Origin of the sequence: Pseudomonas sp. NFACC04-2, assembly GCF_900119265.1 — a bacterium.
In the GTDB taxonomy this organism is placed as follows: domain Bacteria; phylum Pseudomonadota; class Gammaproteobacteria; order Pseudomonadales; family Pseudomonadaceae; genus Aquipseudomonas; species Aquipseudomonas fluorescens_AA.
Genome location: NZ_FPJC01000002.1, coordinates 47,970 through 74,908, shown reverse-complemented (window position 1 = coordinate 74,908; position 26,939 = coordinate 47,970). Strand labels below are relative to the sequence as shown.

General features: G+C 62.0%; 27 protein-coding genes and 1 pseudogene. 20 read left to right on the top strand and 8 right to left on the bottom strand.

The genetic code is table 11. The features are described from left to right. Positions 1 to 121 precede the first annotated feature (121 nt). The 6 genes from BT125_RS02645 to BT125_RS02625 all read left to right on the top strand — a co-directional run bounded on the left by BT125_RS02645 (position 122) and on the right by BT125_RS02625 (position 6,325). Positions 122 to 1,411 (top strand): CitMHS family transporter, encoded by a 1,290-nt coding sequence (locus tag BT125_RS02645; RefSeq protein ID WP_072405054.1) that lies wholly within the window; start codon positions 122 to 124, stop codon positions 1,409 to 1,411. 84 nt (positions 1,412 to 1,495) lie between these two features. Then, the gene (locus BT125_RS02640; protein ID WP_072405053.1) at positions 1,496 to 2,893 is read left to right on the top strand and encodes an OprD family outer membrane porin; all 1,398 of its coding nucleotides are present in this window, start codon (positions 1,496 to 1,498) and stop codon (positions 2,891 to 2,893) included. A 30-nt stretch (positions 2,894 to 2,923) separates the two neighbouring features. Continuing rightward, positions 2,924 to 3,952, top strand: a complete 1,029-nt coding sequence (locus BT125_RS02635; RefSeq protein WP_072405052.1) for a phosphoglycerate dehydrogenase — start codon at positions 2,924 to 2,926, stop codon at positions 3,950 to 3,952. Further along, positions 3,949 to 4,080: a DUF4387 domain-containing protein gene (locus BT125_RS29605; protein WP_139271665.1), complete on the top strand. Its 132-nt coding sequence runs from the start codon at positions 3,949 to 3,951 to the stop codon at positions 4,078 to 4,080. The genes BT125_RS02635 and BT125_RS29605 overlap by 4 nt, the downstream gene beginning before the upstream one ends. Beyond that, positions 4,077 to 5,060: an alpha/beta hydrolase fold domain-containing protein gene (locus tag BT125_RS02630; protein ID WP_072405051.1), complete on the top strand. Its 984-nt coding sequence runs from the start codon at positions 4,077 to 4,079 to the stop codon at positions 5,058 to 5,060. The genes BT125_RS29605 and BT125_RS02630 overlap by 4 nt, the downstream gene beginning before the upstream one ends. Continuing rightward, complete coding sequence (locus BT125_RS02625) at positions 5,057 to 6,325, top strand: lipase family protein (RefSeq protein WP_072405050.1); 1,269 nt, start codon at positions 5,057 to 5,059, stop codon at positions 6,323 to 6,325. Before BT125_RS02630 ends, BT125_RS02625 begins: the two co-directional genes overlap by 4 nt. A gap of 111 nt (positions 6,326 to 6,436) precedes the next feature. On the opposite strand, the gene BT125_RS02620 is transcribed toward BT125_RS02625, so the two are convergent. Next, on the bottom strand, positions 6,437 to 6,925 hold the full coding sequence (locus BT125_RS02620) for a hypothetical protein (protein ID WP_072405049.1): 489 nt from the start codon (positions 6,923 to 6,925) through the stop codon (positions 6,437 to 6,439). Positions 6,926 to 7,328: 403 nt separating this feature from the next. Between BT125_RS02620 and BT125_RS02615 the strand changes: the two genes are divergently transcribed. Next, complete coding sequence (locus tag BT125_RS02615) at positions 7,329 to 8,534, top strand: DSD1 family PLP-dependent enzyme (RefSeq protein WP_170866803.1); 1,206 nt, start codon at positions 7,329 to 7,331, stop codon at positions 8,532 to 8,534. A gap of 53 nt (positions 8,535 to 8,587) precedes the next feature. Here BT125_RS02615 and BT125_RS02610 read toward each other — a convergent pair whose 3' ends face one another. Then, positions 8,588 to 9,808, bottom strand: a complete 1,221-nt coding sequence (locus tag BT125_RS02610; RefSeq protein ID WP_072405047.1) for a multidrug effflux MFS transporter — start codon at positions 9,806 to 9,808, stop codon at positions 8,588 to 8,590. 91 nt (positions 9,809 to 9,899) lie between these two features. Here BT125_RS02610 and BT125_RS29390 point away from each other — a divergent pair, with 91 nt between their 5' ends. From BT125_RS29390 to BT125_RS02560, 10 genes are all read left to right on the top strand, one after another. Then, positions 9,900 to 10,055, top strand: coding sequence for a hypothetical protein (locus BT125_RS29390; protein WP_158264750.1), 156 nt, complete (start codon positions 9,900 to 9,902; stop codon positions 10,053 to 10,055). Positions 10,056 to 10,145: 90 nt separating this feature from the next. Beyond that, on the top strand, positions 10,146 to 11,564 hold the full coding sequence (locus BT125_RS02600) for an LLM class flavin-dependent oxidoreductase (protein ID WP_072405045.1): 1,419 nt from the start codon (positions 10,146 to 10,148) through the stop codon (positions 11,562 to 11,564). 4 nt (positions 11,565 to 11,568) lie between these two features. Continuing rightward, complete coding sequence (locus BT125_RS02595; protein ID WP_072405044.1) at positions 11,569 to 12,540, top strand: AMP-binding protein; 972 nt, start codon at positions 11,569 to 11,571, stop codon at positions 12,538 to 12,540. Next, positions 12,537 to 13,307 carry an ABC transporter ATP-binding protein gene (locus tag BT125_RS02590; protein ID WP_072405043.1) on the top strand — a complete coding sequence of 257 codons (771 nt, stop codon included), beginning with the start codon at positions 12,537 to 12,539 and terminating at the stop codon, positions 13,305 to 13,307. The genes BT125_RS02595 and BT125_RS02590 overlap by 4 nt, the downstream gene beginning before the upstream one ends. After that, positions 13,304 to 14,185 carry a branched-chain amino acid ABC transporter permease gene (locus BT125_RS02585; protein WP_060742781.1) on the top strand — a complete coding sequence of 294 codons (882 nt, stop codon included), beginning with the start codon at positions 13,304 to 13,306 and terminating at the stop codon, positions 14,183 to 14,185. Before BT125_RS02590 ends, BT125_RS02585 begins: the two co-directional genes overlap by 4 nt. Positions 14,186 to 14,189: 4 nt before the next feature. After that, complete coding sequence (locus BT125_RS02580; protein WP_072405042.1) at positions 14,190 to 15,254, top strand: branched-chain amino acid ABC transporter permease; 1,065 nt, start codon at positions 14,190 to 14,192, stop codon at positions 15,252 to 15,254. Between the two features lie 105 nt (positions 15,255 to 15,359). Next, positions 15,360 to 16,694, top strand: a complete 1,335-nt coding sequence (locus tag BT125_RS02575; RefSeq protein WP_072405041.1) for an ABC transporter substrate-binding protein — start codon at positions 15,360 to 15,362, stop codon at positions 16,692 to 16,694. A 62-nt stretch (positions 16,695 to 16,756) separates the two neighbouring features. Beyond that, entirely contained in the window at positions 16,757 to 17,533 is a 777-nt protein-coding gene (locus BT125_RS02570) for an ABC transporter ATP-binding protein (protein ID WP_072405040.1), read from the top strand. 159 nt (positions 17,534 to 17,692) lie between these two features. Further along, the gene (locus BT125_RS02565; protein WP_072405039.1) at positions 17,693 to 18,925 is read left to right on the top strand and encodes an SfnB family sulfur acquisition oxidoreductase; all 1,233 of its coding nucleotides are present in this window, start codon (positions 17,693 to 17,695) and stop codon (positions 18,923 to 18,925) included. 9 nt (positions 18,926 to 18,934) lie between these two features. Continuing rightward, a complete protein-coding gene (locus BT125_RS02560) occupies positions 18,935 to 19,330 on the top strand; it encodes a hypothetical protein (RefSeq protein WP_072405038.1) in 396 nt (131 codons plus the stop codon). Between the two features lie 131 nt (positions 19,331 to 19,461). On the opposite strand, the gene BT125_RS02555 is transcribed toward BT125_RS02560, so the two are convergent. The 5 genes from BT125_RS02555 to msuE form a co-directional block, all read right to left on the bottom strand. Continuing rightward, complete coding sequence (locus BT125_RS02555; protein ID WP_072405037.1) at positions 19,462 to 20,310, bottom strand: amidohydrolase family protein; 849 nt, start codon at positions 20,308 to 20,310, stop codon at positions 19,462 to 19,464. Then, complete coding sequence (gene ssuD / locus BT125_RS02550) at positions 20,307 to 21,437, bottom strand: FMNH2-dependent alkanesulfonate monooxygenase (RefSeq protein ID WP_072405036.1); 1,131 nt, start codon at positions 21,435 to 21,437, stop codon at positions 20,307 to 20,309. The genes BT125_RS02555 and ssuD overlap by 4 nt, the downstream gene beginning before the upstream one ends. Positions 21,438 to 21,564: 127 nt before the next feature. After that, complete coding sequence (locus tag BT125_RS02545) at positions 21,565 to 22,668, bottom strand: sigma-54 interaction domain-containing protein (protein WP_072405035.1); 1,104 nt, start codon at positions 22,666 to 22,668, stop codon at positions 21,565 to 21,567. Positions 22,669 to 22,676: 8 nt separating this feature from the next. Beyond that, positions 22,677 to 23,864, bottom strand: a complete 1,188-nt coding sequence (locus tag BT125_RS02540) for an acyl-CoA dehydrogenase family protein (RefSeq protein ID WP_072405034.1) — start codon at positions 23,862 to 23,864, stop codon at positions 22,677 to 22,679. A gap of 59 nt (positions 23,865 to 23,923) precedes the next feature. Then, positions 23,924 to 24,487: an FMN reductase gene (msuE, locus tag BT125_RS02535; RefSeq protein ID WP_072405033.1), complete on the bottom strand. Its 564-nt coding sequence runs from the start codon at positions 24,485 to 24,487 to the stop codon at positions 23,924 to 23,926. Between the two features lie 252 nt (positions 24,488 to 24,739). Here msuE and BT125_RS02530 point away from each other — a divergent pair, with 252 nt between their 5' ends. Both BT125_RS02530 and BT125_RS29600 read left to right on the top strand, forming a co-directional pair. Next, on the top strand, positions 24,740 to 25,009 hold the full coding sequence (locus BT125_RS02530; protein WP_072405032.1) for a YceK/YidQ family lipoprotein: 270 nt from the start codon (positions 24,740 to 24,742) through the stop codon (positions 25,007 to 25,009). Between the two features lie 55 nt (positions 25,010 to 25,064). Then, a pseudogene (locus BT125_RS29600) lies at positions 25,065 to 25,239 on the top strand (M42 family peptidase); the annotation flags it as partial. A gap of 28 nt (positions 25,240 to 25,267) precedes the next feature. Here the strand turns inward: BT125_RS29600 and BT125_RS02525 are convergent. Beyond that, positions 25,268 to 26,158, bottom strand: coding sequence for a LysR substrate-binding domain-containing protein (locus BT125_RS02525; RefSeq protein ID WP_072405031.1), 891 nt, complete (start codon positions 26,156 to 26,158; stop codon positions 25,268 to 25,270). Between the two features lie 127 nt (positions 26,159 to 26,285). Between BT125_RS02525 and BT125_RS02520 the strand changes: the two genes are divergently transcribed. Then, positions 26,286 to 26,900, top strand: coding sequence for a DUF1989 domain-containing protein (locus BT125_RS02520; RefSeq protein ID WP_072405030.1), 615 nt, complete (start codon positions 26,286 to 26,288; stop codon positions 26,898 to 26,900). Positions 26,901 to 26,939: the final 39 nt, after the last annotated feature.

Sequence of the window (26,939 nt, the reverse complement as noted above, 5' to 3'; positions counted from 1 at the left end):
ATTGACGAAAAAAATCAAGATTTACAGCCTTTGACCCCCTATGTAGATTTCGAGTGCGCAAAAGTTGTTCACATTGATTTTCGATGGCATCGATAAAAATAAAAACGAAAAGGTGAAACGCATGGCTTGGTTAGGTTTCGCAATGGTCGTCACGTTTATGGCATTGATCATAAGCAAACGACTTTCTGCAGTGACGGCGCTCATCCTCATTCCGGTTGCTTTCGGGCTGGCCAGTGGGGCAGGGCCGGAACTGGGCGCAATGGTGATGGACGGCGTCAAGCAAGTAGCCCCCACTGCACTGATGTTGATGTTTGCCATCCTGTATTTCGCGATCATGTTTGACGCTGGGCTCTTTGAGCCCGCCGTACGGCGAATTCTGCGGTATGTAGGCAATGACCCGCTTAGGGTCGTGCTGGGCACGGCGCTGTTGGCTGCGGTTATTTCGTTCGATGGGGACGGTGCGACAACGGTCTTGATCGTTACGACAGCGTTCCTGCCGCTCTACCTGCGACTGGGGATGAACCCACTCATTCTGGCGTTGATGCTTTTGCAGACCAACACGGTGGTGAACCTGATTCCCTGGGGAGGGCCTGTCGCCCGCGCCGCCAGTGCCCTTCATCTTGATGTGGCGCAGATGTTCCTGGGATTGGTGCCCGCCCTGTGCGCAGGGCTTGTCTATGCATTTGTTGTGGCGTTCTGGATAGGCCACAAGGAGCGACGTCGCTTGGGTTGGACACCCGGTACCCAGGACGTTGCCCCCCAGGAGGTCGCCTTGCCGACCGTGCAATCGGACACACAACGGCCGAAGCTTTTCTGGGTGAACCTGGCGCTCACCGCGGGGCTCATGTACGCCATGGCGACTGGGCTGGCACCTTTGCCCATGTTAATGATGGTGGGTTTTTCCGTGGCCTTGCTGATCAACTATCCGCGCTTGTCGGAACAGAAGGCTCGGGTCGCAGCTCATTCTGAAAGTGTCCTGATGGTCATCGCCCTGATCTTTGCTTCAGGTGCGTTCACCGGGATTTTGTCAGGCACCGGTATGATCGATGGCATGTCGGAGAAAATCGTCCAACTGATTCCCGACGGTGGCGGGCAGTACTTCAGCATCATTACCGCACTGGTCGCCTTGCCGCTTAATTTCCTTTTGTCCAACGACGCGTTTTTCTTCGGTATCTTGCCGGTGCTGGGCGCGGCGGGTGCCGAGTATGGCATCGACCCGATGCATATCGCCCGCGCATCGGTACTGGGACAACCCGTCCATGCACTTAGCCCGTTGGTCGCCGCGGTTTATCTCATCAGCGGGATCATCAAGCGCGACATGGGGGACATGCAACGCTATTGCCTGCTTTGGGCCATCGGCAGCAGCCTTGTCCTGATTGTCACGGCCGTTATTACACGTGCAATTATCTGAATAACTAGTTTGTTGCACCAACGTTTCAAGGACGCTCGGTCGCGTCTGCTCACGTCAAAATAAAAATAATAGATGAGGTGGTCGATGAACTCGATTAACGCCGTCGCTATGACGTTGCTGTCGACATTGTTTGTAGCTGATATTTGTCTTTCCGCAACCATCAGTAATCCGGACAGGTTTCAGCATGAGGGCAAGTTGAATGCTTATCTGCGGGCGATGTATATCAATACGCGGATAACCAACAATTTGATCGAAGACCGTTTTGGTGGTTTTCCGGACGGTGCCGAACTGGGCGGGACAGGGGTTGGCGCGATCCTGGACTATAACTCTAGCTATTGGGCCGGTGTTGCAGGATTTGATGCCTCGTTGTATGGCGTGGCCATGATCGACTCCAAAGACAATGGCCGGAATTTGTTTGACGACACCGACGGCACCAACGGCGGCTTCGCCAAAGTCGGGCAGAGTTACTTCAAGTTGCGTTATGAGGGGAACGGCTGGAACGCCGATTCCCAAATAGGCCGGGGCCGGTTCGATGCGGGGACGTTGGTCACGCTCGACACTCGGATCGTCCCGGGTTCCTATCAAGGAGGCCGGGCACACCTGAATTTTACCGAGATGGGCATCGGCCCGCTTCCCGGTACGTTGGGATTTGAAACCGCCTACATTAATCGCACTTCTCCTCGGGACCGAGAAGAATTCGAACATCTGCTGAGCCAGTCGGGCGAGGAAATAAAAGATCTGTACACCTACGGCATCAAATACGATTTGAAGGCCATCGAACTGGGTTACGACCATGGCGTGTCGCGGGACTTCAATGAAAACACCCGTTACGGATTGACGCTTAAAGCACCCCTCGGTGAAAAAGCCGGCATTGTATTGGACACCCAATATTACGAGTTTCAAAAAGCTGGACGGATCTGGGCACGCGATTGGCAGGCTGGTCAGGCCGCGTATGATGATGAGGCGACGTGGTTGAATATCAACTTGGGTTTATTGCTCGATAAACTTCGCCTGGGCGTTTCATTTTCCGAGACAAAAGCCGAGTTGACCAATGGGCAACTTGGATATGCCTATTTCGATCACGCCGATAACGTGGATGGCAAGATGGACGCCTGGACACGTTCCGGCAACGACTTCAATAACGATGGCGAGCGAACCTGGCAAATAGGTGCCGAGTACGACTTGAGCGGGCATTCGTTATTAGGCGCTTCGCTGGACGGTTTCAAGGCCATGATCATTTACAAGCAAGGCGAGTTTGACGCTACTGATCCTTTGAGTGGCCGACGCACTGATGTGCGCGAACGGCAGAACGAATACCGTCTCTATTATCGCTTCGATGAAAAGGAATACGCCGGGCTTTCAGTGGGTTTGATTTATATCGATTACCGAATCGACCAGGATTTTGTCGCGCTTGTGTCCGCTCAACCCGACAACGTGGTGACCGGCTCAGAGGCTCGGGTGTACCTGGATTACGCATTTTGATTGTCGGACATATCTATCGAGAGGCCCGTGATGTTTAAACCTCGCCACACAATAGTGGTTACACAGCGATTCTTCGATTCAGAAAGCGTGCATTTCCTGCAGAGCCAGGGCTGTGAAGTTGTCGTCGCGCCATTGGCTCAGGGGCAAGCGGATGGTGACTTGAGCGAACGCCAGTTGATCGAGCTCCTGGACGATGCCGACGGTTGGATCGTCGGACACGCGCACGTGACGTCGAGCCTGTTGAGTGCGCTCCCCCGCCTGCAAGTCATCGCCCGTCGTGGCGTGGGCTACGAGCGGGTCGATACGGCAGCGGTGGAGGCGACGGGGAAGGTGGCGACCATCGCTATCGGTGGCAACGACGCCAGCGTCGCTGACCACGCCGTTGCGTTGATGCTCGCTGTGTGTCGCCAGCTCAAACGTTGCCAGTTGGGTTTGTCCGCCAATGACTGGACGATCCCCCTGGGAGGCGACCTCTACCGCAAGACCGTTGGCGTCATCGGCTTGGGCCGGATTGGTCGGGGCGTGCTGCAGCGCTTGTCCGGGTTCGAAATCAAGCCGCTGATCTACACCCCTGACCCGGGCAGCGCCCACGTCGACGGCATTCCAAGAAGTTGCTTTGTCGACCTGGAAACGCTGCTTGAGGAAAGCGATTTCATCACCCTTCATGCACCGCTCAACACCCACACTCACGGGCTGATCGATAGCCGTGCGTTGAAGCGGATGAAACCTTCCGCGGTGCTGATCAATACCGCGAGGGGTGGGCTGGTGCGTGATGCGGATCTGCTGTGGGCCCTGCGGGAAAAACAATTGGCCGGGGCGGGGCTCGACGTATTCGAAAGCGAGTCGGATCCAGTGCTTTCGGTCGTGACCGAACAACTCATCCAGCTCCCCAGCGTGATCGTGACGCCCCATGTCGGCGCCTCCACGGTCGAAGGGCTTAATCGTACCAATCTGATTGCCGCTCAATGTGCGGTGGCCGTTCTGGAGGGGCGTAGCCCGCCTGCCCATTGCGTCATCGCTGACGGACGTCGCTCTACAGGCTTGAAGGAGAATCCATGAATACCCCGATCAAAGTCCTGACGCGTCCTGTCGTCCAGGGCACCTTGCAGGACCGGGACAGGCACGGGGCCCAATGGACATTCATTCTGCTGGACGCGCTTGGAGCCGTTGAGGAGGACTGGCCATGAGTTGCCTTGAAAGCTCGTCGGCGGATTCACCTCCGCCGGTTCATCCTGATCTGGTGGCCGTGGCCACGACGCTGCGCGGACAAGGACTGCTGCCGGTTGTGCAGGGGGACGTGCAACATGTCCGGGTGCAACTGGAGCGGATCAATGCCTGGGCGGCACACCGCAGTGTGCCGCTGTCCTATGAGCGCACCTTGGGCTTCGTCGTCGATGGGCGAACAGTGCCCTGCAAGCTCTATTGGCCGGAGGGCGATGAGACGCCTTGTTTGATGTTCTACTGCCATGGTGGTGGGTTTCGCCACGGTTCGCTTGCCGGCTGGGATGCGCCGCTGCGCCAGCTGGTGCGTGACAGTGGCCTGGCGGTGCTGTCCATCGACTATGCGTTGTCGCCGGAATATCGCTTTCCGGCGGCGTTCAACGAAGTGGTGTCGATCGTCAACCGGGTCATCAAGCTCGGGACAATCACCGATTGCCCGGTGCGCGGTTATGCCTTAGGTGGAGATTCGGCAGGCGCCAACCTGGCCTTGGGGGCTGCGATTGCGCTACGCGATGCGGGGTTTGATGTGCTGCGGCAGTTGCTGCTGTTCTACGGCAGTTATTCGCGCGACATGAGCTCCGATTCGTGGCAAAGGCTGGGTGGGTACGGGGGGCAGAATCTGTCAGTCGAGACCATGAGTACCTACTGGGCGAGCTATCTGGTCAATGACGAGGATGACTGGCGGGTGCAGCCAATTCATGCTGACTTGACCGGCCTGCCACCGGTGCGATTGGTGGTGGGCGAACTGGATCCGTTGCTGGACGAGAACCGAGAGCTGGCGGACCGGTTGGAAAGCGCGGGCGTGGCAACACACCTGCAAGTGCTCGCGAACATGCCCCACGGATTTGTCCGATTCAATGAGGTCGCCCCCGTCGTGCGCAATGTCATTGCTGCGCAGGGCGCTGCTTTGCGCAAGGCACTTTGCGCTCAGGCGAACCGCCCATGAGCCTGTTCCGTATCACGGGTTTTGCGCGAATCTGTGTCGCCCCGTTCATCCTCATGGCGGCCAACGTCCTGGCGGCTGGCACGCTTCCCGTTGGGCCTGACGCGGGAGACAGGGCGCCGTCGGCGTTTTACCGCTGGTCTGAAGCAATGCCCCCTTTGCCCGGTGCGCTGCTGCGAAGCGAGACGTTGCCGGCGCAGCCGCAGATGCCCGCCGCCGCACAGGCTTTGCGCCTGCTCTACAGCTCCACCGACGAGCGCTGGCAATCCGGACTCGTTCCGGTCAGCGGGACGTTGTACCTGCCGGCTGGAGGTCCGCCGGCGCAAGGCTGGCCGCTGTTGGCCTGGGCCCACGGTACACTGGGGATTGCCGATGCCTGCGCACCGTCCTGGACCGGCTGGCGCGAACGTGATGCGGCTTACATCAATCGCTGGCTGATGCGCGGCTTCGCGGTAGTCGCCACCGATTATCAAGGCTTGGGAGGGCCAGGACCGCATCCCTATACGTTCTGGCAGGCTGAGGGACGCTCTGTCCTGGACTCGATTCGCGCTGCCCGCTCGATCAGGCCTGGCCTGATCGCCAATTACACGATCCTGGCCGGGCAATCCCAAGGGGGAGGGGCGGCGTTGGGTGCGGCGATTCTTGCCGGCCGCTACGCACCGGAGCTTCCTATCCGGGGCGCGGTACTCACGGCTCCGAACAGCACATTTCCCCATGGTCCCATTGCGTTGCCGCCGCGCCAGTCCAACACGGTGTTCCTGGCATTGGCCTCCGGTGGCTTGCGTGAGGGCCAGCCCCGGGTAGAGGACATCCTGACGGCCAAAGGTCTTGAGCTGCTGCGTGTCGCCCGGGAGGGCTGTACCCGTGACATTGCTCGCAAATCCAAAGCGTTACAGGTCGGTTCGTTTGCCGAGCTTATGAGCATTACTCCCGAGGAATTGGATGCTGCTCGCATCCCAACGACCGACATGCCGCAGGCATCGATTGCGTTCCCATTATTGATTGCCACCGGCCTGGCTGATCAAACGATCACGCCCGTGCGCCAGTATGCCGTCGCGGTGGCGTTGTGTGCCGCTGGCAATCAAGTCACCTGGCGAACGTATGAAGGCCTGGGGCATGACGGGGTGCTGCTGGGTTCACTGGATGATGCATTTGCCTTCGTCGCGGCCCAGCTCGATGGACCGGGCCCAGGCTCGAATTGCTCCGCTTTGCAGCGGCCCGGTCCGCCGGGTGAAAGGGATGCAATAGCGCCATTCAATGATGACTGAGTACACCCTGTGGGATCGAGCCTCATCGCGAGCAAGCTCGCTCCCACATTGGGTCTGGGGATGTGACCCAACCTTGCGACCGGGTGAAGGCTTTGTCGAGACCACCTGGTCTCAGGATGCGTCTTGCTGATAGGTGCAACCCACGTAGAGATCGCTGTCCTTGTTTTCGGTGGAGACCACGCGCAGGGTCGCGCCGTTGTCGAGGTTGCGCTGGTAATCCACGTAGCCGTCGGTATCCAGCGTCTTTTCCAGTTTCAGGGCGCTGGCGAGTTTTTCTGCGTCGGCCTTCGGGTTGCTGCTTTTGGCTTGGAGAAAGAAACTGAAGCGGTCGGTCATCACCAGGGTGGTCGACGACACGCCGTGCACCGTCAGCGCCGGGGAAGCTTGCCAGGCGCCACCGCCCCACGGAGTGTGCGCTTCATCCTTGGTTAGCGACACTTGCTCCGCGTCAACCAGGCCGTTGAACTCGCTCACCTGTTGCGCACTGGCCTGGCACTGCACCAGGGCCTTGAACAGATCGCTGTGGTTCGGGCCGGCAGCCAAGACAGAGGCGGTGGACAGGCAGCCAGCCAGGGCGACGACACCAAGAGAGATTTTCATGAGGACATCCTTGTTGGATAACAGGTGATGGGCCCGAGGTGAATGGCGACGGGCATCGGATAGGGACGACTTGCCCGGCTGCATACGAAGCTGGGCTGCGGTCGGAAGCTTGCCATCGCGGACGCGAATATGTCATCAGGATATTTTGGAAAAACTGGCGCCAAGAGGAGGCATGAACAGATCGAGCCAGTTGCAGCCACTCACCCAGGAGGGCAGGTCTTCTGGACATCGGCAAAGCATGGCCGCTAAAGCCCCCTTTCTGGCCTCCCATAACCTCAACGCTGGAGTAACGCTGCCGTAACGTGCACCTGACTGCGCGCGAAGGAGCGTCCTGATGAACCGTAGAACCTTTATGCTCGGCACCGCGGGAGTGGGTGCGTTGATGGCAGGGGCGGGGGCGTTGTTGCGTCCGAGCGACCGGGGCAGTCCCTACAGCGAGTACTTCCACGCGCTGAACCAGGAGTTGAAGGTCCATGGGCCGATGCGGCCGGTGATGCTGATCGACCTCGATGGGCTCGATCACAACATCGATGTGGTCATGCAATCGGTCAAGCGTGCCGGCAAACACTTGCGCCTGGTGGAGAAGTCGCTGCCGTCACCGGGGTTGTTGGCGTACATCGCCAAACGGACCGATAGCCAGCGGCTGATGTCATTTCACCAGCCGTTCCTCAATCAGGATGCGGTGACCTTTCCCGAGGCCGACCTCTTGCTCGGCAAGCCTTTGCCGGTGCGCTCGGCCGAGTTGTTCTACCAAACCCACAAGGGGACCTTTGACCCTTCCAGGCAATTGCAGTGGCTGCTCGACACCCCGCAGCGGCTGATGGATTACCTGATGTTGGCCCAGGGCCTGGGCATCCGGATGCGGATCAATATCGAGCTGGATGTCGGCTTGCATCGCGGCGGAGTCGCTGACCACGCGGTGCTCGGCGAGATGCTGAGGCTGATCAGTGCCCATCCGCAGCATCTCGAATTTTCAGGCTTCATGGGCTATGACCCGTTTGTCGGCATGGGCGTGCCCCGGATCCTCGGTTCGTCCCAGGCGTTGTTCGACCAGGTGATGGTCATTTACAACGGCCATGTGAACTACGTACGTGAGCATTTTCCGGCGCTTTGGCACCACGGGCTCACGCTCAATACCGCCGGCAGCCCCAGCTACCGCATACACGAACAGGAGCGCTTGAGCAGCGAGGTCTCGGTGGGGACGGCGTTTCTCAAGCCGACGCATTACGACTTGCCATCGCTGGCCGAGCATGTGCCGGCGGCCTTTATAGCAACGCCGGTGTTGAAGAGCACCGGGGCGGTCAATTTTCCCGCTTTGGATGACAAGTCCCGTTTGTTCTCTTGGTGGGACCCGAATCAGCGCGGAACATTCTTCATCTATGGCGGCAACTGGATGGCTGAGTTCGAGTCCCCCTTGGGGCTGCAAAGTAACGAACTCTATGGCCGCAGTTCCAACCAGGAAATGGTCAACGGCTCACCGGCCGTGGGGCTGAACGTGGAAGACCAGGTGTTTTTACGGCCGACCCAGACTGAGTCTGTACTGTTGCAGTTTGGCGATTTGCTGGCCGTGCGCGGGGGGAAGATTGTCGAAACCTGGCCGGTGTATTGATGGGCGTTTCACCGGCGCAACCCTCCATCGTGCTTGGCCGGCAAAGCGATTGCTCAAAGCCTGCCCCGCAACAGGAACAGCACCAGCGCCACCAAGCAGGCTGTCGCCTGGATCCCACCCAGTGTCGTGACCGGTGCGAAGCTCAAGACCGAGGCCAGCCAGGTGGTCAGCGCAGCCGCGCCCATGGAGAGAAAACCCAGCAATGCGGAGGCCATTCCGGCTTCTTTGCCGAAAGGGCCCATGGTGATTGCCGTGCCCAGCGGATTGGCCAGGCCCATGCCCCAAAGGAAGGTGACCATCGACAGGGCGTACCACCCCAGGCCAGGCACGGCCGGACCTACCAGAAGCAGGCCCCCGCCGATCATGGCGCAGGCGATGCCCAGGAGTGTGATGACTCGAGCGCCATGACGATGGGCCAGGCGCGGGGCCGCCATGCCGGCTGCGAACACGACGAATACCGTCGAGGCGAAATACAGGCCGGTCTGCACCGACGTCAAGCCGATGCCTTGCATCAGGATGGCGGGCGCCGCCGCGAACGAGGCGAACAGGCCGCTCATTAGCAAGCTCATTGAGAGGGCTGGGAGGATGAAGCGCTTATCCAGTACCAATCGGCGATAGGCGAGCACCACGCTCCTGGCCGAGTGTGGCGCCCGGCGATCGGCGGGATGGGTTTCTCCGAGGTCGCGCACGTAGAAAAACGCCAGTACCACGGCGGCCAGTCCCACCAGGATGAAGATGGCACGCCAGCCGAGCGTGACGGCCAATACGCTGCCGGCCAACGGCGAAAATCCCGGTGCCGCGGCGGTGGCGATCATCGTCAGCGACAGGGCGCGGGCGAGCGTCTCGCCTTCGAACAGATCCCGTGCGATGGCGCGCGACAGCACCGAGGCCGCGCACACGCCCAGCGCCTGGACGACGCGTCCGGCGATCAGCACATCGAGGGTGCTGGCCAGGCCGGCGATGACGGTGCCGACCACGAACACCGACAAGCCGCCCAGCACCAGTTTCTGGCGCCCGTAGCGGTCGGCCAGTGGCCCGACCACCAGTTGGCCCAAGGCGAATGTGATGAAGAAGCTGGACAGCGTCAGGCCGAGTTCGCGAGCGGTCACACCCAGGTCTTCACCGATCGCCGCAAACGCCGGGAGGATGATATTGGTGGAGAGCATGCTGATCGCCGCCAGGCCGGCGAGCAGCGCCACGACTTTGCCGGTCAGTGGTTGTGTGGAGGCGTGCGGTTGCCTACCGGTGATCGCCAATGAAGTTCTGGCTTCCATACGTCATCTCCTGCGCGGGTGGAGGGCGTGCCTCAACCTGAGTCTGCGGCCCTTGGCGGTTCACATGATGGTCATAATATTTCGACTAAATATGATGATCATCATCTCAGGCGTCAAGCTAAATATTGGTGGTTCGAGTTTCGTGACAGGAATCACCCGCGCACTGTCTGCCACCGGACAGTTGATCAACAAGGTTGTCACCATGCAGGCATTTCCCGTGAACGAATGCATGTCTAACTTGCTGTAAATAAAAGACTTATTACTTGGCACGAATCGTGTTGATAGAGCAATAAGAAGCACTCGGAAGGGGTGCTGAATCTATCGAGCAGGAGTTCCCATGCCACGTGAAATTCGATTGAATGCCTTTGAGATGAACTGTGTGGGTCACCAGTCGCCCGGTCTCTGGAGGCATCCCAAGGATCGCGCCTGGCAGTACAAGGACCTGGACTACTGGACCGACCTGGCCAAGCTGTTGGAGCGCGGCAAGTTCGACGGCCTCTTCATCGCCGACGTGATTGGTATCTACGATGTGCTCGGTGGCAATGGCGATGCGGCCATCCGCCAGGCGACGCAGGTGCCGGTCAACGATCCCTTGGCGTTGATCACGCCGATGGCCCTGGTGACCGAACACCTGGGCTTTGGCCTCACCGCCTCGCTGACCTTCGAACACCCTTATCCCTTCGCCCGTCGCCTGTCCACACTGGACCACCTGACCAAGGGACGCATCGGTTGGAACATCGTTACCTCTTACCTCGACAGCGGGGCGCGCAACCTCGGGCAGAAAGCCCTGAGCGATCACGATGCGCGCTACGACTACGCCGACGAATACCTGGAGGTGCTCTACAAGTTGTTCGAAGGCAGTTGGGAGGAGGGCGCGGTGGTGCGCGACCGTGAGCGCGGCATCTTCAGCGACCCGAGCAAGGTCCACGAGATCCGTCACCAGGGCAAGCACTTCCAGGTGCCGGGCATCCACCTCTGCGAGCCGTCGCCGCAGCGTACGCCGGTGCTCTATCAAGCGGGAGCGTCGAGTCGTGGCAAGGACTTCGCCGCCGGCCACGCGGAATGCGTGTTCGTTGCCGCGCCGTCCAAGGTGATCCTGAAGAAGACCGTGGCCGATATACGCCGGCGTGCTGCCGAAGCCGGACGCGATCCGCGCAAGGTGCTGATCTTCAACCTGCAGACGGTGATCGTCGACGAGACCGACGCCAAGGCGCAGGCCAAGTGGCGGGAACTGAAATCCTATAGCAGCTACGAGGGCGCGCTGGCGCTGATCTCCGGTTGGACTGGTATCGATTTCGGTCAATACCGGCCCGACCAGGTGCTCAAGCACATCCATACCAATGCCATCCAGTCGGCCGTGGAAACCTTCTCTACCGCTGACCCGGACAAACAGTGGACCGTCGAGGAACTGGCCGACTGGGTCGGTATTGGCGGCTTCGGCCCGTTGATTGTCGGAAGTGCGCAAACCGTGGCCGACGAGCTGCAGGCTTGGGTCGAGGACACCGATGTGGACGGTTTCAACCTGGCCTATGCCTTGGCCCATGAAACCTTCCGCGATGTGGTTGAACTGCTGGTGCCCGAATTGCAACAGCGCGGTGCGTACAAGACCGAATACCGCCCCGGCACCTTGCGCGACAAGCTGTTCGGCGACGGTCCGCGTTTGCCCGCTAACCACCCTGGCGCCGGCTATCGGGACTTGAAGCGCCTCGCCCCGCGTACTCGCATCGCTGAGCCGGCCTTGGCCGGTGAGGAGTAAGCGCATGAGTGTCTACGAACTCAATACGCCACTGCCCGACGGAGTGACGGACAGCGCCCTGGCGGCCTTGCAACGCTGGGCCAGGGAACGACCGACGCAGATCGCCCTGCGCCATCGGCGCCTCGGTCTCTGGAAGGCCTGGCGTTGGATCGATGTGCAGCGCGAGGTCCAGCGTGTGTGCGATGGCTTGCGCCAGCAGGGTTTTGCCCCAGGCTCGCGCCTGGCCCTCAGTGGTGCCTTTGAGCCGAGCCTGCTGATCCTGGCACTGGCCGCGCGCCAACTGGGTGGGTACAGCGTGGTGATCGACCGCGACAGCCGGGGTGAGGATCTACAACGTCAGTTGCGCCTGGCCCGTCCGGCGTTCGCCTTTGTCCAGCGCCGGGAAAGCGTGTCGCACTGGCTGCAGTGCGGCCTGGATGAGGAGTGGCCGCTGCGGCTGTATTCGGCCCAGGTCAACGTAGCGAATCGTGGTCTGTGGCAGGTGCAGTCGCTGTCGGTGCTGTTCGTCACCGAGGCGCCGGCCGCTCAACGCCAGGGCTGGGCCCAGGTTGCCGAGGACGCGGTGGTGTGGGTCGATGAAGGCACCGAGTGGCGCGATGGCCTGGTTCATTTGTTCAGTCGCTGGCTGGAGGGCGGCGAAGGCTTGGCGTTTCCGGAAACTCGCGAGTCAGCCAGTCGCGATCGTCGCGAGATCGCCCCCACAGCCTTGCTGCTGTCCGCCGTGCGAGTCGAATCGCTGGCGGCGGAAATCGAAGCTCGCCTGCCACTTCCGGGCAGTTGGCGACGACGTCTGTGCGAATGGACCCTGGATGATCCGCGGCGTGGCCTGCGACGCTGGCTCAAGGCGCGGGTACGGCACCTGCTCGGCTTCCAGCGGCTGCGCCGGATCGAGGTGCCGAGCGCGCCCGCAGACGCCGTGCTGCAAAGTCCTGCACGCCAATCGTGGTTGCAGGAGTACCTGGAGCGAGCGGCATGAGTGCGCTGCTGGAGGTGCGCAACGTGTCGCTGTCGTTCCAGGGCGTGAAAGCGATTTCCGACCTTTCGTTCAGCGTCAAGCTTGGCGAGATCTGCGCGCTGATCGGGCCGAACGGCGCGGGCAAGAGTTCGCTGCTGAACATCCTCAACGGCGTCTACCGAGCCGACGCCGGCCAGTTGTTCTTCGCCGCCGAACCGTTGCGCCGCCCGCATCCACTGAAGGCGGCGCGACTCGGTATCGGTCGGACGTTCCAGAACAATGCGCTGTTCAAGAAAATGAGCGTGGTGGACAACCTGCTCACCGGCCTGTCGCGCTTCCAGCGGACGTTTTTTCTCGAACAGGCCTTGGGTTTGCCGCGTGCCCGGCGCGAGGCGCGGGCGTTCGCCGAGCGTGCCGAGCGGGTGCTGGAGTTTCTCGAGTTGCAGGCTTGGCGCGACGTCGCCGTGGGCAGCCTGGCCTATGGTCTGCAGAAACGCGTGGAGCTGGGCCGGGCATTGATCGCGCAGCCGACGCTGCTGCTGCTCGACGAGCCGATGGCCGGCATGAACGCCGAGGAAAAACAGGACATGAGCCGCTTCATCGCCGATATCAATCGTGATCTTGGCACCACGGTGATTCTCATCGAGCACGACATCCAGGTGGTCATGGGCTTGTCCAGCCATGTGGTGGTGCTGGACTACGGACGCAAGGTCGGCGACGGCTCGCCGGCCGAAGTCCAGGCCAATCCCGATGTGATCGCTGCCTACCTGGGGACGCCTCGCCCATGAATTTCTTTCTGGAAACCCTGATCGGCGGGCTGCTGGCCGGCACCTTGTATTCGCTGGTAGCCATCGGTTTTGTGCTGATCTACAAGGCCAGTGGCGTGTTCAATTTCGCCCAGGGCGCCATGCTGTTGTTCGCCGCGCTGACCTTCGTCAGCTTGCGCGAACAGGGCCTGTCCTTTGCCCTGGCGTTGCTCCTGACGGTGTTGGTGATGGTCGTCGGCGCGCTGCTGATCGAACGCCTGGTATTGCGGCCGTTGGTCAACCGTTCGCAGATTACCCTGTTCATGGCGACCCTCGGCCTGTCGTTCATTATCGAAGGCCTGGCCCAAGGGTTGATGGGCGCCCAGGTGCGCGCGCTGGACCTGGGCATCGAGGACGTCCCGCTGTTCGTCGGCGAGATCATGATCAGCCAGTTCGACCTGATCGCCGCCGGGGTGTCCGCGCTGACCGTGGCGGTGCTGGCCCTGCTGTTCAACAAGACCCGCATCGGTGTTGCCCTGCGCGCCGTGGCCGACGACACCCGTGCAGCGCTGTCGCTGGGCATCAATCTCAATCGCATCTGGCAGATCGTCTGGGCCGTGGCCGGGGTGGTCGGGCTGGTCGCCGGGCTGCTCTGGGGCGCGCGCCAGGGCGTGCAGTTCTCGCTTTCGCTGGTGGTGCTCAAGGCGCTGCCGGTACTGATCATCGGGGGCTTCACCTCGATTGGCGGGGCCATCGTCGGCGGGCTGATCGTCGGTGCCGCCGAGAACCTCGCCGAGGCCTATATCGGCCCGCTGATCGGCGGAGGCATCACGCCTTGGTTCGCCTACTTCCTCGCCTTGATCTTCCTCTACATCCGACCGGCCGGCCTGTTCGGCGACCGGATCATTGAACGGGTATGACGCCATGACCGCTACTGTTCCGCGCCTGACTGCCAGCTTCGACGAGGCGCCCCTGACCCTGGTGCGCCGGCGCTGGCGGCCGGGCCTGCTGCTGTTGTTGCTGGTGGCTTTTGTCGGCCTGCCGTGGCTGGGCAACGACTATTGGCTCAACGCGATCCTGATTCCGTTCCTGGTGCTGTCGCTGGCCGGCCTGGGGTTGAACCTGCTGACCGGCTACACCGGCCAGACGTCGGTCGGCGCCGCCGGCTTCATGGCCGTGGGCGCGTTCGCCACCTACGGCCTGCTGCTGCGCGTACCCGGATTGCCGTTGCCACTGGCGCTGATCGGCGGTGGTTTGATCGCCGGGCTGGTGGGGTTGCTGTTCGGTATCCCCAGCTCGCGGATCAAGGGCTTCTACCTGATGGTCACGACGCTGGCCGCGCAGTTCTTCCTGGAGTGGGTGTTCGCCAAGTTCCCCTGGTTCTACAACTACGCCTCGTCCGGCACCATCAGCGCGCCACGTCTGGAGCTGTTGGGCCATAACCTGAGCACCCCAGTTGGTCGCTACCTGTTGACCCTCAGTTGCGTGGTGCTGCTGACCTGGATAGCGGCCAACCTGGTGCGCAGCCAGGTCGGCCGCAACTGGATGGCGATCCGTGACATGGACACCGCTGCCGCCGTGATTGGCATTCCTGTGGAACGCTACAAGCGCCTGGCCTTCGCGGTCAGTTCGTTCTACCTGGGCATCGCCGGGGCGCTCTGGGCGTTCGCCTACCTGGGCACGGCCAGTGCCGGCAGCTTCGACATCAACCGCTCGTTCCAGATTCTGTTCATCATCATTATCGGCGGCATGGGCAGCGTTGCCGGTAGCTTCATCGGCGCGGCCTTCATCAGCCTTGTGCCGATCCTGCTCAGCCATGCCGGGCTATGGCTGTTCAACGGCAACGTCGACGCCGGGCAGTTGCAGAACCTGCAGAAGGTGCTCTTCGGCGGCCTGATCATCTGGTTCCTGATCAAGGAACCGGAAGGGCTGGCCCGCCTGCTTGGCGACTTGCGCGAACGCATCAGGGTCTGGCCGCTGCGGTTCTGAGCGCCGACCCACGATCCAACAGACCTTGACCCGACCCAGGGAAAGGAGGTTTCCAACCGCCGGCCGTCATTACGTGGCCAGGCACTCAAACCGAGAAAAACAATCATGCATGCAACCTTCAAACGTCGTCTCGCCGCCATCGGCCTGGCACTCGGCGCCTGCTCGATGCTGGTACCGGCTGCCCAGGCCGCCAACGAACAGTTCTTCCCGCTGGCCACCTACCGGGTTGGCGCCTATGCCTCCAGCGGCATTCCGGTCTGGGCCGGAATGATCGACTACTTGCGCTACATCAACGAGGTGGAAGGCGGAATCAACGGCGTCAAGCTGGTCTGGCAGGAGTGCGAGACCGAATGGACGGCGGAGAAGGGCATCGAATGCTACGAGCGCTTCAAGAACGGTCTCAATGGCGCGCCGGTGGCGGTCTATCAGCCCAACGGCGCACCGGCTGCCTACGCCCTGGCGGACAAGGCCGAGGCCGACAAGATTCCCTTGATCACCCTTGGCTATGGCCGTACCGAAGCCACCGACGGCAGGGTGTTCCCCTATAACTTCCCGGCCATGCTGACGTTCTACAGCGAGGCCTCGGCGTTCATCAACTACGTGGCCGAGCGCGAGGGCGGGCTGGACAAGCTCAAGGGCAAGAAAATCGCCACCGTCTACCACGACTCCGCCTATGGCCGGGAGACCCAGGGGCCGTTGGCGTTGCTGGCGCAGAAGTACGGCTTCGAGAACATCCAGATCGCGGTGGCCGACCCGGGTAACGAGCAGGCCGGGCAGTGGCGCCAGGTGCGGCAGCTCAAGCCGGACTGGGTGTTCCTGCGGACCTGGGGCGTGTCCACACCAGTGGCGATCAAGACCGCGGCACGTTTCGGCTACCCGGTGGAACGCATCGTCGGCGACATCTGGGCCAGCTCCAACGAAGACGTGCTTCCGGCCGGTGAGGCGGGCAAGGGGTATCTGGCACTGACACCCTACCCGGGCGGTGCCGACTTCGATATCCACCAGCGCATCCGCCAGCACATCCTCGATACCGGCAAGAGCGACCTCAAGGATCCGAAGAGTTTTGGCAGCGTCTACTACAACTCCGGCCTGGTGAATGCCGCCATTGCCGTCGAAGCGATCCGCACCGGGCAGAGGCATTTCGGCAACCGTCCGCTCAACGGTGAGGAAGGTCGCTGGGGCCTGGAGCATCTCGACCTCAACGATGCACGCCTCAAGGAAATCGGTTTTCTTGGGCTGATGCAGCCGCTGCGGTTGTCCTGCAGCGACCATGAGGGCGGTGGGGCGGCCAAGGTGCAGCAATGGGACGGCCAGCAATGGAACCTGATCACCGATTGGGTCCAGGCCGACCGCGCCACGTTGCGCCCGTTGATCGATGCCAAGGCCGCCGAGTACGCGAAAGAGAAGGGCGTGACCCCTCGCGATTGCGCGGCGCAGTGACCCGGCACACGGCTCGGCAAATCGAAACGCAACCGGGCGCGACTGCGCCCAAGGAGTAAACCATGACCATTGCGGCCCTTGCGGGCGCCGAAAGCAGTGAGTTGCTGGCGGTGCAAGATATCGAGGTGATCTACGACGGCGCGATCCTCGCCGTGGCCGGGGTTTCCCTGCGGGTCGGACAGGGCGATATCGTCGCCCTGCTCGGTGCCAACGGGGCTGGCAAGAGCACTACGCTCAAGGCCATTTCCGGGCTGGTCCAGGCCGATCGGGCGCAGGTTAGCCGTGGGCGGATTGTTTTCCAGGGACAGGACACCGCCGGGGTCGCGGCCAATCTGCTGGCCCGCCAGGGCATCGTCCATGTGCTGGAGGGCCGGCATGTGTTCGCCCACCTGAGCGTCGAGGACAACTTGCGCAGCGGCGGCTTCCTGCGCAAGCCGACGCGCCGGGAGCTGGAGCAGGATCTGGAGCGGATCTACGCCTGGTTTCCACGGTTGAAGACCAAGCGCAAGACCCAGGCCGGGCTGACCTCGGGCGGCGAGCAGCAGATGCTTGCCATCGGCCGGGCATTGATGACCCAGCCTCGACTGGTGCTGCTCGATGAACCTTCGATGGGGCTGGCGCCGATTCTCGTCGAAGAGATTTTCGCCATCGTCGCGCAGCTCAATGCCCAGGAGGGCGTGAGCTTTCTGGTGGCCGAGCAGAACATCAATGTCGCCCTGCGCCATGCCAGCTACGCCTACATCCTGGAGAACGGTCGGGTAGTGGGCGAGGGCGACGCCACTGAGCTGGCGGCACGGGAAGACCTCCAGCATTTTTATCTGGGTGGCAAGGCTCGCTGAGGAACTGTTCGCTGGGCAACAGTTCACCGACAGTTTGCCGCTCGCGGGGCTTTCAAACGTACCCCGTTGTCCCTTCAACTTATTGAATATAAAGATTTTTTAATGTTGGTACGGGCTGTGCTTTAGCGCTGGATGAACCCGTTATGCATGGAGTAGCACATGACCGACTCACCGTCTTTCGATCTGCCTGGGCAGGCCCATCCAGCGCCGCTCAGCCCGGCCCACATCATCCGTAGCGACGCCGAGGCCATCGAGGTGGCCCAGCGCCTGGCCGAGGATTTCGCTCGCGAGGCGGCCTTGCGCGACCGCGAGCGACGGCTGCCCTGGGAAGAGCTCGAACGTTTTTCCGCGAGCGGGCTGTGGGCGATTCGCGTGCCGAAGGCCTACGGTGGCGCCGAGGTGTCCTATGCCACCCTCAGCGAAGTGATCGCGATCATTTCCGCTGCCGATCCGTCCCTCGGCCAGTTGCCGCAGAACCATTTCGGTGTGCTCAGCAACCTCAGCCTGACCGGCAGCGAGGAGCAGAAGCGCCGCTACTACGCCAAGGTGTTGCAGGGCTATCGTTTCGGCAATGCCTTTTCCGAAGCGCGCAGCCAGTACGTCACCACCTTCCAGACGCAGATCCGCTTCGACGGCGACATGGCCATACTCGACGGCGAGAAGGCCTACTGCACCGGTGCGTTGTTCGCCCACATCGTGCCGGTCGCCGGGGTGGACGAGGCGGGGCACGTTCATATCGCCCTCGTTCCACGGGATGCGACAGGCCTGACGGTGATCGACAGTTGGGACGGCTTCGGTCAGCGCATCACCGCCAGTGGCCAGGTGCGCATCGAAGGTGTACGGGTACCGGCGAGCGACGTGGTGCCGGCCTGGAAGGCCTATGACCAACCCACTTCCGACGGCCCGATCTCGCAAATCATTCAGGCTGCGGTGGACACCGGTATTGCCCGTGGCGCGTTCGCCGAGACCTTGCGCGTAGCACGCCAGGCGCGGCCATGGGTGGACAGCGGGCTGCAACACGGCTGGCAGGACCCGCTGGGCCAGGCGCTGATCGGTGAGTTGGCCTGGCGCCTGCAAGCGGCCGAAGCGATTCTGCGTCGCGCGGCGCACGCGGTCGACCGGGCTGTCGCCGAGCCCAGCGAGGAGCGGGTTGCTGAAGCTTCGGTGATTGTCGGCCAGGCCAAGGTGCTGTCCACTGAGATTTCCCTGGAGGCTTCCAGCCGCCTGTTGGAGTTGGGCGGCACCCGCAGCGTCTCGGCCAGCCAGGGGCTGGACCGGTTCTGGCGCAATGCGCGGACCCACACCCTGCACGATCCGGTGCGCTGGAAGTATCACTTGGTCGGCAATCAGCTGCTCAACGGCATCAAGCCGCAACGTCATTCCTGGAACTGAGGTATCGCCATGTCCAACTTACATTCCCCAGGCCGTAGCGACCTGGCCCATGCTCGGCATGTCGAGGTGGCGCTGATCGACTATCTGCGTGCGCAAAGTGCCCGCCACGAAGCGCTGGTGATCGCCGCCGTCGGCGAACTGCGCATCCGCATCGATGCTGCTGACGCCTTGCTGGAGTACGCCGATGAGTCCCAGTCGGCCGCCATTGCCTTTCGCTTGGCCGCCGCCGAGGCGGCGCGCCTGGCGGGTGACGTGTACTTCGAACTGGCCGGCAGAAGCCTGCCGCGACCCCTGCCAGGCAGCGCCGAACCGGCATTGCTGAACCAGCGTCGGTTGCTGGGGGACCACTACCTCAACGGCGCCGCGTTGGCCGACGAGCAAGAAGGGCGCCTGGCTGCGGGATAGGCAATGGATCGTGATGAAATCGGGGAGTGCCGGAGTGCTCCCCGGGTTGTTCGCTGAAGATCACCTGGCGTTTCCTGCGGTTCGGTTTGAATCGCAGGAAACGTTCTCCGGGGAACAGAACCGACGCCGGCTCAGGCCAGCCCGAATACCCTGCGCGCGTTACCGTGGAAGAACTTCTCCAGCACCTCGTCTTTCAGCCCCAGTTGCAGGGCGTCTTCGATGCTTTGACGGATCGGTCGGAAGGTGTAGGAAGAGCCGAACAGCAACTGGTCGGCCAGGTAGCCGTTGGCCGCTTGCACGTAACCCTCGCTGCCCGGCTGGAACAGGTACATGTCCGGCACCAGGTGAATGTTTTCAAAGCGGAAAGCAACGCCGAGGGCCTGCTGCACGTTGGGCCAGTAGCCGTGGTAGACGACGATCGTCAGGTCCGGGAACGCACGGGCTACGGCTGCCAGGCGTGCCGGGTCGTTGTAGCTCGGGTCCGGGGTAGTCGGCCCGCTCATCAGGAACAACGGGATACCGCGCTTTTGCAGGTGTTCGTAGAGCGGCCAGTACAGCCCATCGTCGGGGTGCCGGGCCGGCTCGGCGAAGCCCGGTTCCAGGTCGATGCCGGCCAGGCCCAGGTGATCGATCGCCTGGTCTATTTCCGCCAGGGCGCCTTCGATTCCTTGTAGCACCGGCTCTACCGAACCGATGCCGATCAGCTCGTGGTGATCCCGAACGATTTCGTGGATGCGCTCATTCGGCAGGTGCTGGCTCGGTGTGTGGCGGCCCACCACCACGGCTTTGTCCAGCCCGGCGTCACGCACCTCGGCGAGAAAACCCTCCGGTGTCAGCGAACGTTCGAAGTGATCGTCCGGGCCGCGGGTGCCGACGCGCCGGTTGAGCCAGCGCGCCACGGCGTGTTCCGGCGAGCCCGGGACCCCGCCGAAGAATGGGTGCAGGTAGGCCGGGCGACAACGCAGGTCGATGACGTTCATGCGACTTTCTCCTTGCTGGCGCGAACGTCGAAGGCGCCGCCAGTGAAGGCGCCTTCCACGGTGACCTTGCCCTTGCCCGGCAAGAGAGGGAACACCAGTTCGGCGAAGCGGTAGGCCTCTTCCAGGTGCGGGTAACCAGAGAGGACGAAGCTGTCGACGCCCAGGTCGGCGTATTCGAGCAGACGTGCGGCGACGGTTTCCGGATCGCCGACCAGTGCAGTACCGGCACCGCCGCGCACCAGGCCGACACCGGCCCAGAGATTGGGCGCCACTTCCAGCTTGTTGCGGTCGCCGCCGTGCAACGCGGCCATGCGTCGCTGGCCTTCGGAGTCCATATTGACGTAGTTGGCCTGGGCGGCGGCGATGGTGGCGTCGTCGAGGTGGCTGATCAACTCGTCGGCAGCGGCCCAGGCGGCTTCGTTGGTTTCCCGCACGATCACGTGCAGGCGCACGCCGAAGCGCACGCCGCGGCCATGCCTGGCGGCACGAGCGCGCACGTCGGCGATCTTCTCGGCCACGGCCGCTGGCGGTTCGCCCCAGGTCAGGTAGGCATCGACATGCTTGGCTGCCAATTCGTGGGCGGCCTCTGATGAACCGCCGAAGTACAGCGGCGGGTGAGGGTGTTGTACGGGCGGGAAGAAGTTCTGGGCGCCACGCACTTTCAGGTGCTTGCCGTCGAAGTCGACGGTTTCGCCCTGGAGCAGGCGGCGCCAGATGGTCAGGAATTCGTCGGAGGCGTCATAGCGCTCGTCGTGCGTGAGGAACACACCGTCGGCTTCCAGTTCGGTGGCGTCGCCGCCGGGCACGACGTTGAGCAGCAGGCGGCCACCACTGGCCTGGTCCAGGCTGGCGGCCTGGCGCGCCGACGCCGTGGGGTTGCCCAGCGAGGTGCGCAGCGCCACCAGCAGCTTGATGCGCTGGGTCACCGGAACCAGGCTGGCGGCGGTCACCCAGGGATCCAGGCAACTGGCCCCGGTGGGGATCAGCAGGCCATCGTAGCCGAGCTGATCGGCGGCCACGGCGATCTGGCGCATGTAGGCATTGGTCGCCGGTCGGCCACTATCGGAGTGTCCCAGGTAACGAGTGTCGCCGGAGGTGGGAAGGAACCAGAAAATATCCAGGCTCATGAGGTTCGGTCCTTGTGCGGTTGGGCGTATGGAAGGGCGCATGGGCCCTTCCGGCATCGCAACGCTTGGCATGTTGGGGCGTTGTCGGTCACCCACGGGGGTACCGCATCGCCTGGTTTTAGTTTGATCAGATTGACAGTTGCAGCGCCCGATCCGGGCGTGTGTGGGTGTCAGGGCGACGTCGGTTGACCACCAACTCGCCAATGGCGATCAGTCGTGCTCGCGTGACGTTGCGACTCAGGCCCAGCAAGCTGGCGGTGCGCACCTGGTTGCAGTGGCAGAAGCGGTAGGCGGCGCGCAGCAGGCTGTCTTCGACTTTCTCGTGGAGGCCGCCAGCCTGTTCTTCGAACAACCGGTGGAACGTGCGCAGCAGTTGTTCGTCGGCGCTCTCGCCGAGGGCGGCCTGCGCTGGCTCCTGGCGCTCGATGCGCAGGGACGACAAGCGCAAGTCGTCTTCCTGCACCAGACCGTTGCGGCACACCAGCAAGGTGTGGTGGATGACGTTCTCCAGTTCGCGGATGTTGCCCGGCCAGCTGTAGTCCGTCAGTTTACGCTCGGCTCCGGAAGTCAGGCGCACTTCGCCGTAGCCCAGGCGGTTGCAGTAGGTCTTGATGAAGTGCCGGGTCAGCGGCAGGATGTCGCCGGGCCGCTCACGCAGCGGAGAGAGTTGCAGGCTGACCACGTCGAGGCGGTAATACAGGTCCTCGCGGAAGTGGCCGGCACCGATGGCCTTGTCCAGTTGCACGTTGGTGGCAGCGACCACGCGCACGTTGATCGGGATGCTCTTGCGCGAACCCAGGCGCACCACTTCGCGCTCTTGCAGCACACGCAGGAGCTTGACCTGAATGGCCATTGGCAGGTCGCCGATCTCGTCGAGGAACAAAGTGCCGCCGTTGGCTTCCTCGAACCAGCCGGCCTTGGCGGCGAGGGCGCCGGTGAAGGCACCTTTCTCATGGCCGAACAGCTCCGCCTCCACCAGCGATTCGGAAAAAGCCCCGCAGTTGACGGCGACGAAGGGTCCGGCGCGACGGCCGCTGAGGTTGTGGATGTGGCGTGCGACCAGCTCCTTGCCCGTGCCGGTCTCGCCAATGATCAGGACGCTGGCCTCGCTGGGGGCGACCTGTTGTACGTGGGCGAGTAGCGCCTGTGATCTAGGGTCTTCGAAGACCTGTGCGGTCGCCCGGATCGAGGTAGCCAGTGTCGGCGAAGGGGGGAGAGTCAGCAGTTGCATGGGCATCCCTATGAGTAGAAGGTGGGGGTGGGCCGCGTCTGGTTCAGGGCCCATTCACCCAGTTCATGGAGTTTGTAATCCACGGGGTCGTGCAGGCTCTGGGTGCGCAGGTTGCGCCAATGGCGATCGAGGCGCAGCGAGGCATGGGTGGCACGGGCGCCGGTGACTTCGAACAGGCGGCTACAGATATCCAGGCCGGTGCGTACGGCGGCCACTTTGGCGGTGGCGATGGAGAGCGCCAGTTGGGCGCGTTCCTCGGCACCCAGGGCGTGGCCCTTGTGCCAGGCCTCATCCAACTGGTCGGCGGCGCGTTCCACCAGCAGTCGCACACTTTCCAGGCCAACCCAGAACTCGCCGTAGTGGCGCAACACATAAGGGTCTTCGCTGACATGCTGGGCCTTGGAACGGAACCACGGACGGCCTTCCTTGAGGGTGTAGTGCCGGGCTTCTTCCAGGGCGCCTTCGGCAATACCGAGGAAGATGTGGGAGAAATGCAATTGCGCGATCAGCGGGCGCAGGCAGGCGAAGGGCGTACTCAAGGGGCCGGGGTCGAGCAGCAATTCGTTCTCTTCTACCCGCACCCGTTCGAAAGTGGCGCTGCCGCTGTCGGTCTGGCGTTGGCCCATATTGTCCCAGTCGCCGTGCAGGGTGATGCCGGTGCGGCCACTGGGGATCGCGGCGATCAGCAGTTTGCCGCCAGCGCTTTCGTCGATGGCCGAGGCGATCAGCATTTCCGAGTCGCTGGCACCGGAGCAGAAGCTCTTCTTGCCGGAGAATTCGCGCCAGCCGTCGAAGGTCTTGACCACGGTACGGGTGTCCAGTGGGTTCAGCGCGTTGCCCCAGAACCAGTTCTTGCGTGCGGTCTGTTCAAACCAGGGTTGCCACTGATCGGGGCGCGAGAACAGGCGCACTGTGGCCAGCATCAGGTGCTGAAAACCGAAGACGTGGGCGATGGAACTGTCCACCTTGGCGAACTCGCGCACCACACTAAGGGTTTCGCTCCAACTGGCCCCGAGGCCACCGAACTGGGTGGGAATGCTCAAGGCCAGCAAGCCACTCTGGCGTATGGCATCGCGTTGCAGCTTGGGCGTGCCGCCGGCCTCGTCGCGTTCGACGGCTGTTTCGGCGAATTCCGCAGCCAGGCGCCGGGCGGTCTGCAGTGGGGTCAGCACGGTGGGGTGTGGTTGGATTCTCATGCGATGTCCCTCGCAAAAACGCCTTCCAGGCAGATGCAATCGAGATTCATGCGGGCTCCTCAGGCGATCTTGCGCAGCGCATGTGTCTGGCTGGCGAATAGGCGGGCGGCTCGCTCGGCGGCCAGTTCGACACGGGCTTGCAAGGCCGCGCTGACGATGCGGTAGTCGGCGAAGTCGGTCTCGCTGGCGTACACGCCGATGGGCAGGGTGAGTGACTGGAAGAAGCTGAACAGCGGACGCAGTTGGTGATCGAGGACCAGGGCATGGCGTTCGCTGCCTCCGGTGGCGGCCAGCAATACCGGCGTGTTGATCAGGGCGTCCTGGCCGACCAGATCGAACAAATGCTTGAACAGGCCCGGATAGGTGCCGCGATACACGGGCGTGGCCACCACCAGCAAATCGGCAGACTCGATCAGGCGCAGTTCGTGCTCGACGGTTTCCGGCAATTCCTTGCGCCACAGCGCGCCGCCCAGCGGGCGGGCGATGTTGCCCAGTTCGATCAGATGGAAATCGATGACCAGGTGCTGGCCGAGCTCGCCCAGGATGGCTTCGGTCAGTGCCAGAGTGCGCGAGGGGCGGGCGGTACCGCCGGAGACGGCGACGACTTTCAAGGGAGTGCTCATCCTAGGTGTTCCTGTTGGACTGTTGATCGAGGTACATAGGCTTGAGCAAGGGTCGTACCAACGCGAAAAGCCCAGTGTTCACTGGGCTTGGCCGGGCAGGAAGGAGGAGCGACTGTTGGTCTGGCGAATGAATTGTTGAATGGCTGTTGCTCAGGCAACAATCGATCCGCTGTTTCTGGGGCAACAGTCTTCAGCCCTACAGGTCGTCCGCCATCGGTGCTACAGTCCCGTCTTTCCCGGGGAGAGAGCGTCATGCGGATCGTATTATTGGCTCTGACGATGGCGCTGCTGGGGGGATGCGCGACGGCCAACGAAACCTTTGGCATGGGGCAGCTTTGCGGCCGTCAGCCTTATTGCGGCGCGGCGACCGATATCAAGATCATCAAGGGCTCGATGAACGACAACGATGTGTATTCACGCGCGCTGGCACCGTTTGCAATCATTGACCTGCCTTTCAGTGTCGTGGCCGATACGTTGATTCTGCCCTATACGATTTTTCATATGAGGCCTGCCGAGGAGTAGGCCTCTCTGAATGATTCGAACCCGCTCCCTCGCCCTGGGGATTCAACCCCCGGCGGAGGAGGAATCCAACGCCGGTGCGCTCTAGGCCGCTTCCCGCGTGCTGGGCGATACCACCATCGCGGTCGAGGTGGGCCCGGTACTGGACGAAATACGGAACGGTTTTATCGGCGGCCCCGATTATCAATACGGGGGATCAGAAAGGTTATTACACCCGCTCGGTGGTGGAGGGCGACGCTCACCGAATACCTGATCCAGCCTTCAGGATGAATGCACACGCACTTGAAGGTGTTCTCCAAGGTACTGGATAAATTCTCGTGCCAACTGCGATGACTCTTCCTGTATGGGAAGCAGCAACGCAATTTCGTACCTGATCGCTGGTAAAAAGGGTTTCAGGACAAGATGCCGAGTGAAGGACCTACTGACCACCGGATCGACGATGCCCACACCCAGGCCGGCGCCGACCAGTTCGCATGCTGTCGAGAAAAACTCTGTCTCGGCCACCACGTTCCAGGATGATCCATAGGCCGAAAAAGCCATGGCCAACTGCTGATAGACAGGATCGCCCTTGAACAGCGAAACGAACGGTACACCATGCAGGTCTGCCGGGGTAATCACGTCCAACGCGGCAAGAGGGTGACCTATCGGCATCATGCATTGGCACTCATACGAAATCACCTCCATGTGGGAGGTGGGGTAATCGAGCGGCAGTTCGGCGATGGCCAGGTCGAATTGCTGCGTCGTCATCAGCTCCCGGACGGACTGGGAATTTCGGGTGATGATCTTGAGTTCCAGCCCTGGACGTTCTTTGGCGAACTCGGCCATCAATCGTGGCAGCAGATTGATCGAGATGCTTGCGTAGGCAGCCACTGCCAGGTGGCCGCGTTTTCCTGTCCTGATTTCCTTGGCGATGCGATGGGTTTTTTCCACCGCTTCCAGCGCACGCTCAGCCTCGACGAAAAACAGTCGGGCTTCAGGTGTGGGTTGCAGACGACCGCCCTTGCGCACGAATAGCTTGAGGCCAGTCTCATGCTCCAGATTGGCGATGGTGCTGCTTATGGCCGGCTGGGAGATGTTCAAAAGCTCTGCGGCACGGGTCATCGTGCCGTGGATCATCAAGGTCCTGAAGCACTCAAGCTGACGGATTCGCATGGCTTGCCCTATAAATTCAACTTATACCGAGGCCACTTTATATTATTGGTTTGCGGTTTTGTGCTGTGTTTTCCTTGATGGCAAGTACTCGGCCGTCGGCCTTTAGTCTCGCGAGGAAAACAAGAACATGAATGCAGTAGATAGAATCCACAGCACAGAGCTGGTCCGTCTGCCTGCCCGGCGAGGTGTTGCGCTCCGGTTGCATCAAGGGCGAACCCTCAAGCTCATCAACACCCATGGCAAGCAGGTCGTCGATACTTGGGCGTTCAACCCGAATGACCTTTGCGAAGTCATGTCGATGGAGCACAGTCGACCTTTTTGGTTGAAGCTCAACCCGTGCAAGGGGGACAGCCTAGTGACCAACAAACGCCGGAAAATCCTCACGCTTACGCAAGACAGCTCGCCCGGTGTGCATGACACGCTGGTGGCCGCTTGCGACCCGACGCGTTACGTGCAGTTGGGGGTAGTGGGCCATCACGATAGCTGTAATGAAAATCTCTTCCTGGCTCTGGACGCCCTCGGCCTGGTGGTGACTGAAACCCCTAGTCCCTTGAACCTGTTCATGAACGTGCCGGTTCATCAGGACGGACGTATCGAGTTCGCCGCGCCGGTCAGTGAGCCTGGGCAGTATGTGTGCCTTACGGCGGAAATGGACGCGATTGTGGTGCTCTCTGCTTGTCCCCAGGACATTACTGCCGTAAATGGAATGGAGCCCCGGGACGTTCACTATTGCATTCTCTGAATCCGCCGCACGCAATACCGTCCAGATGCCAGGAGACCA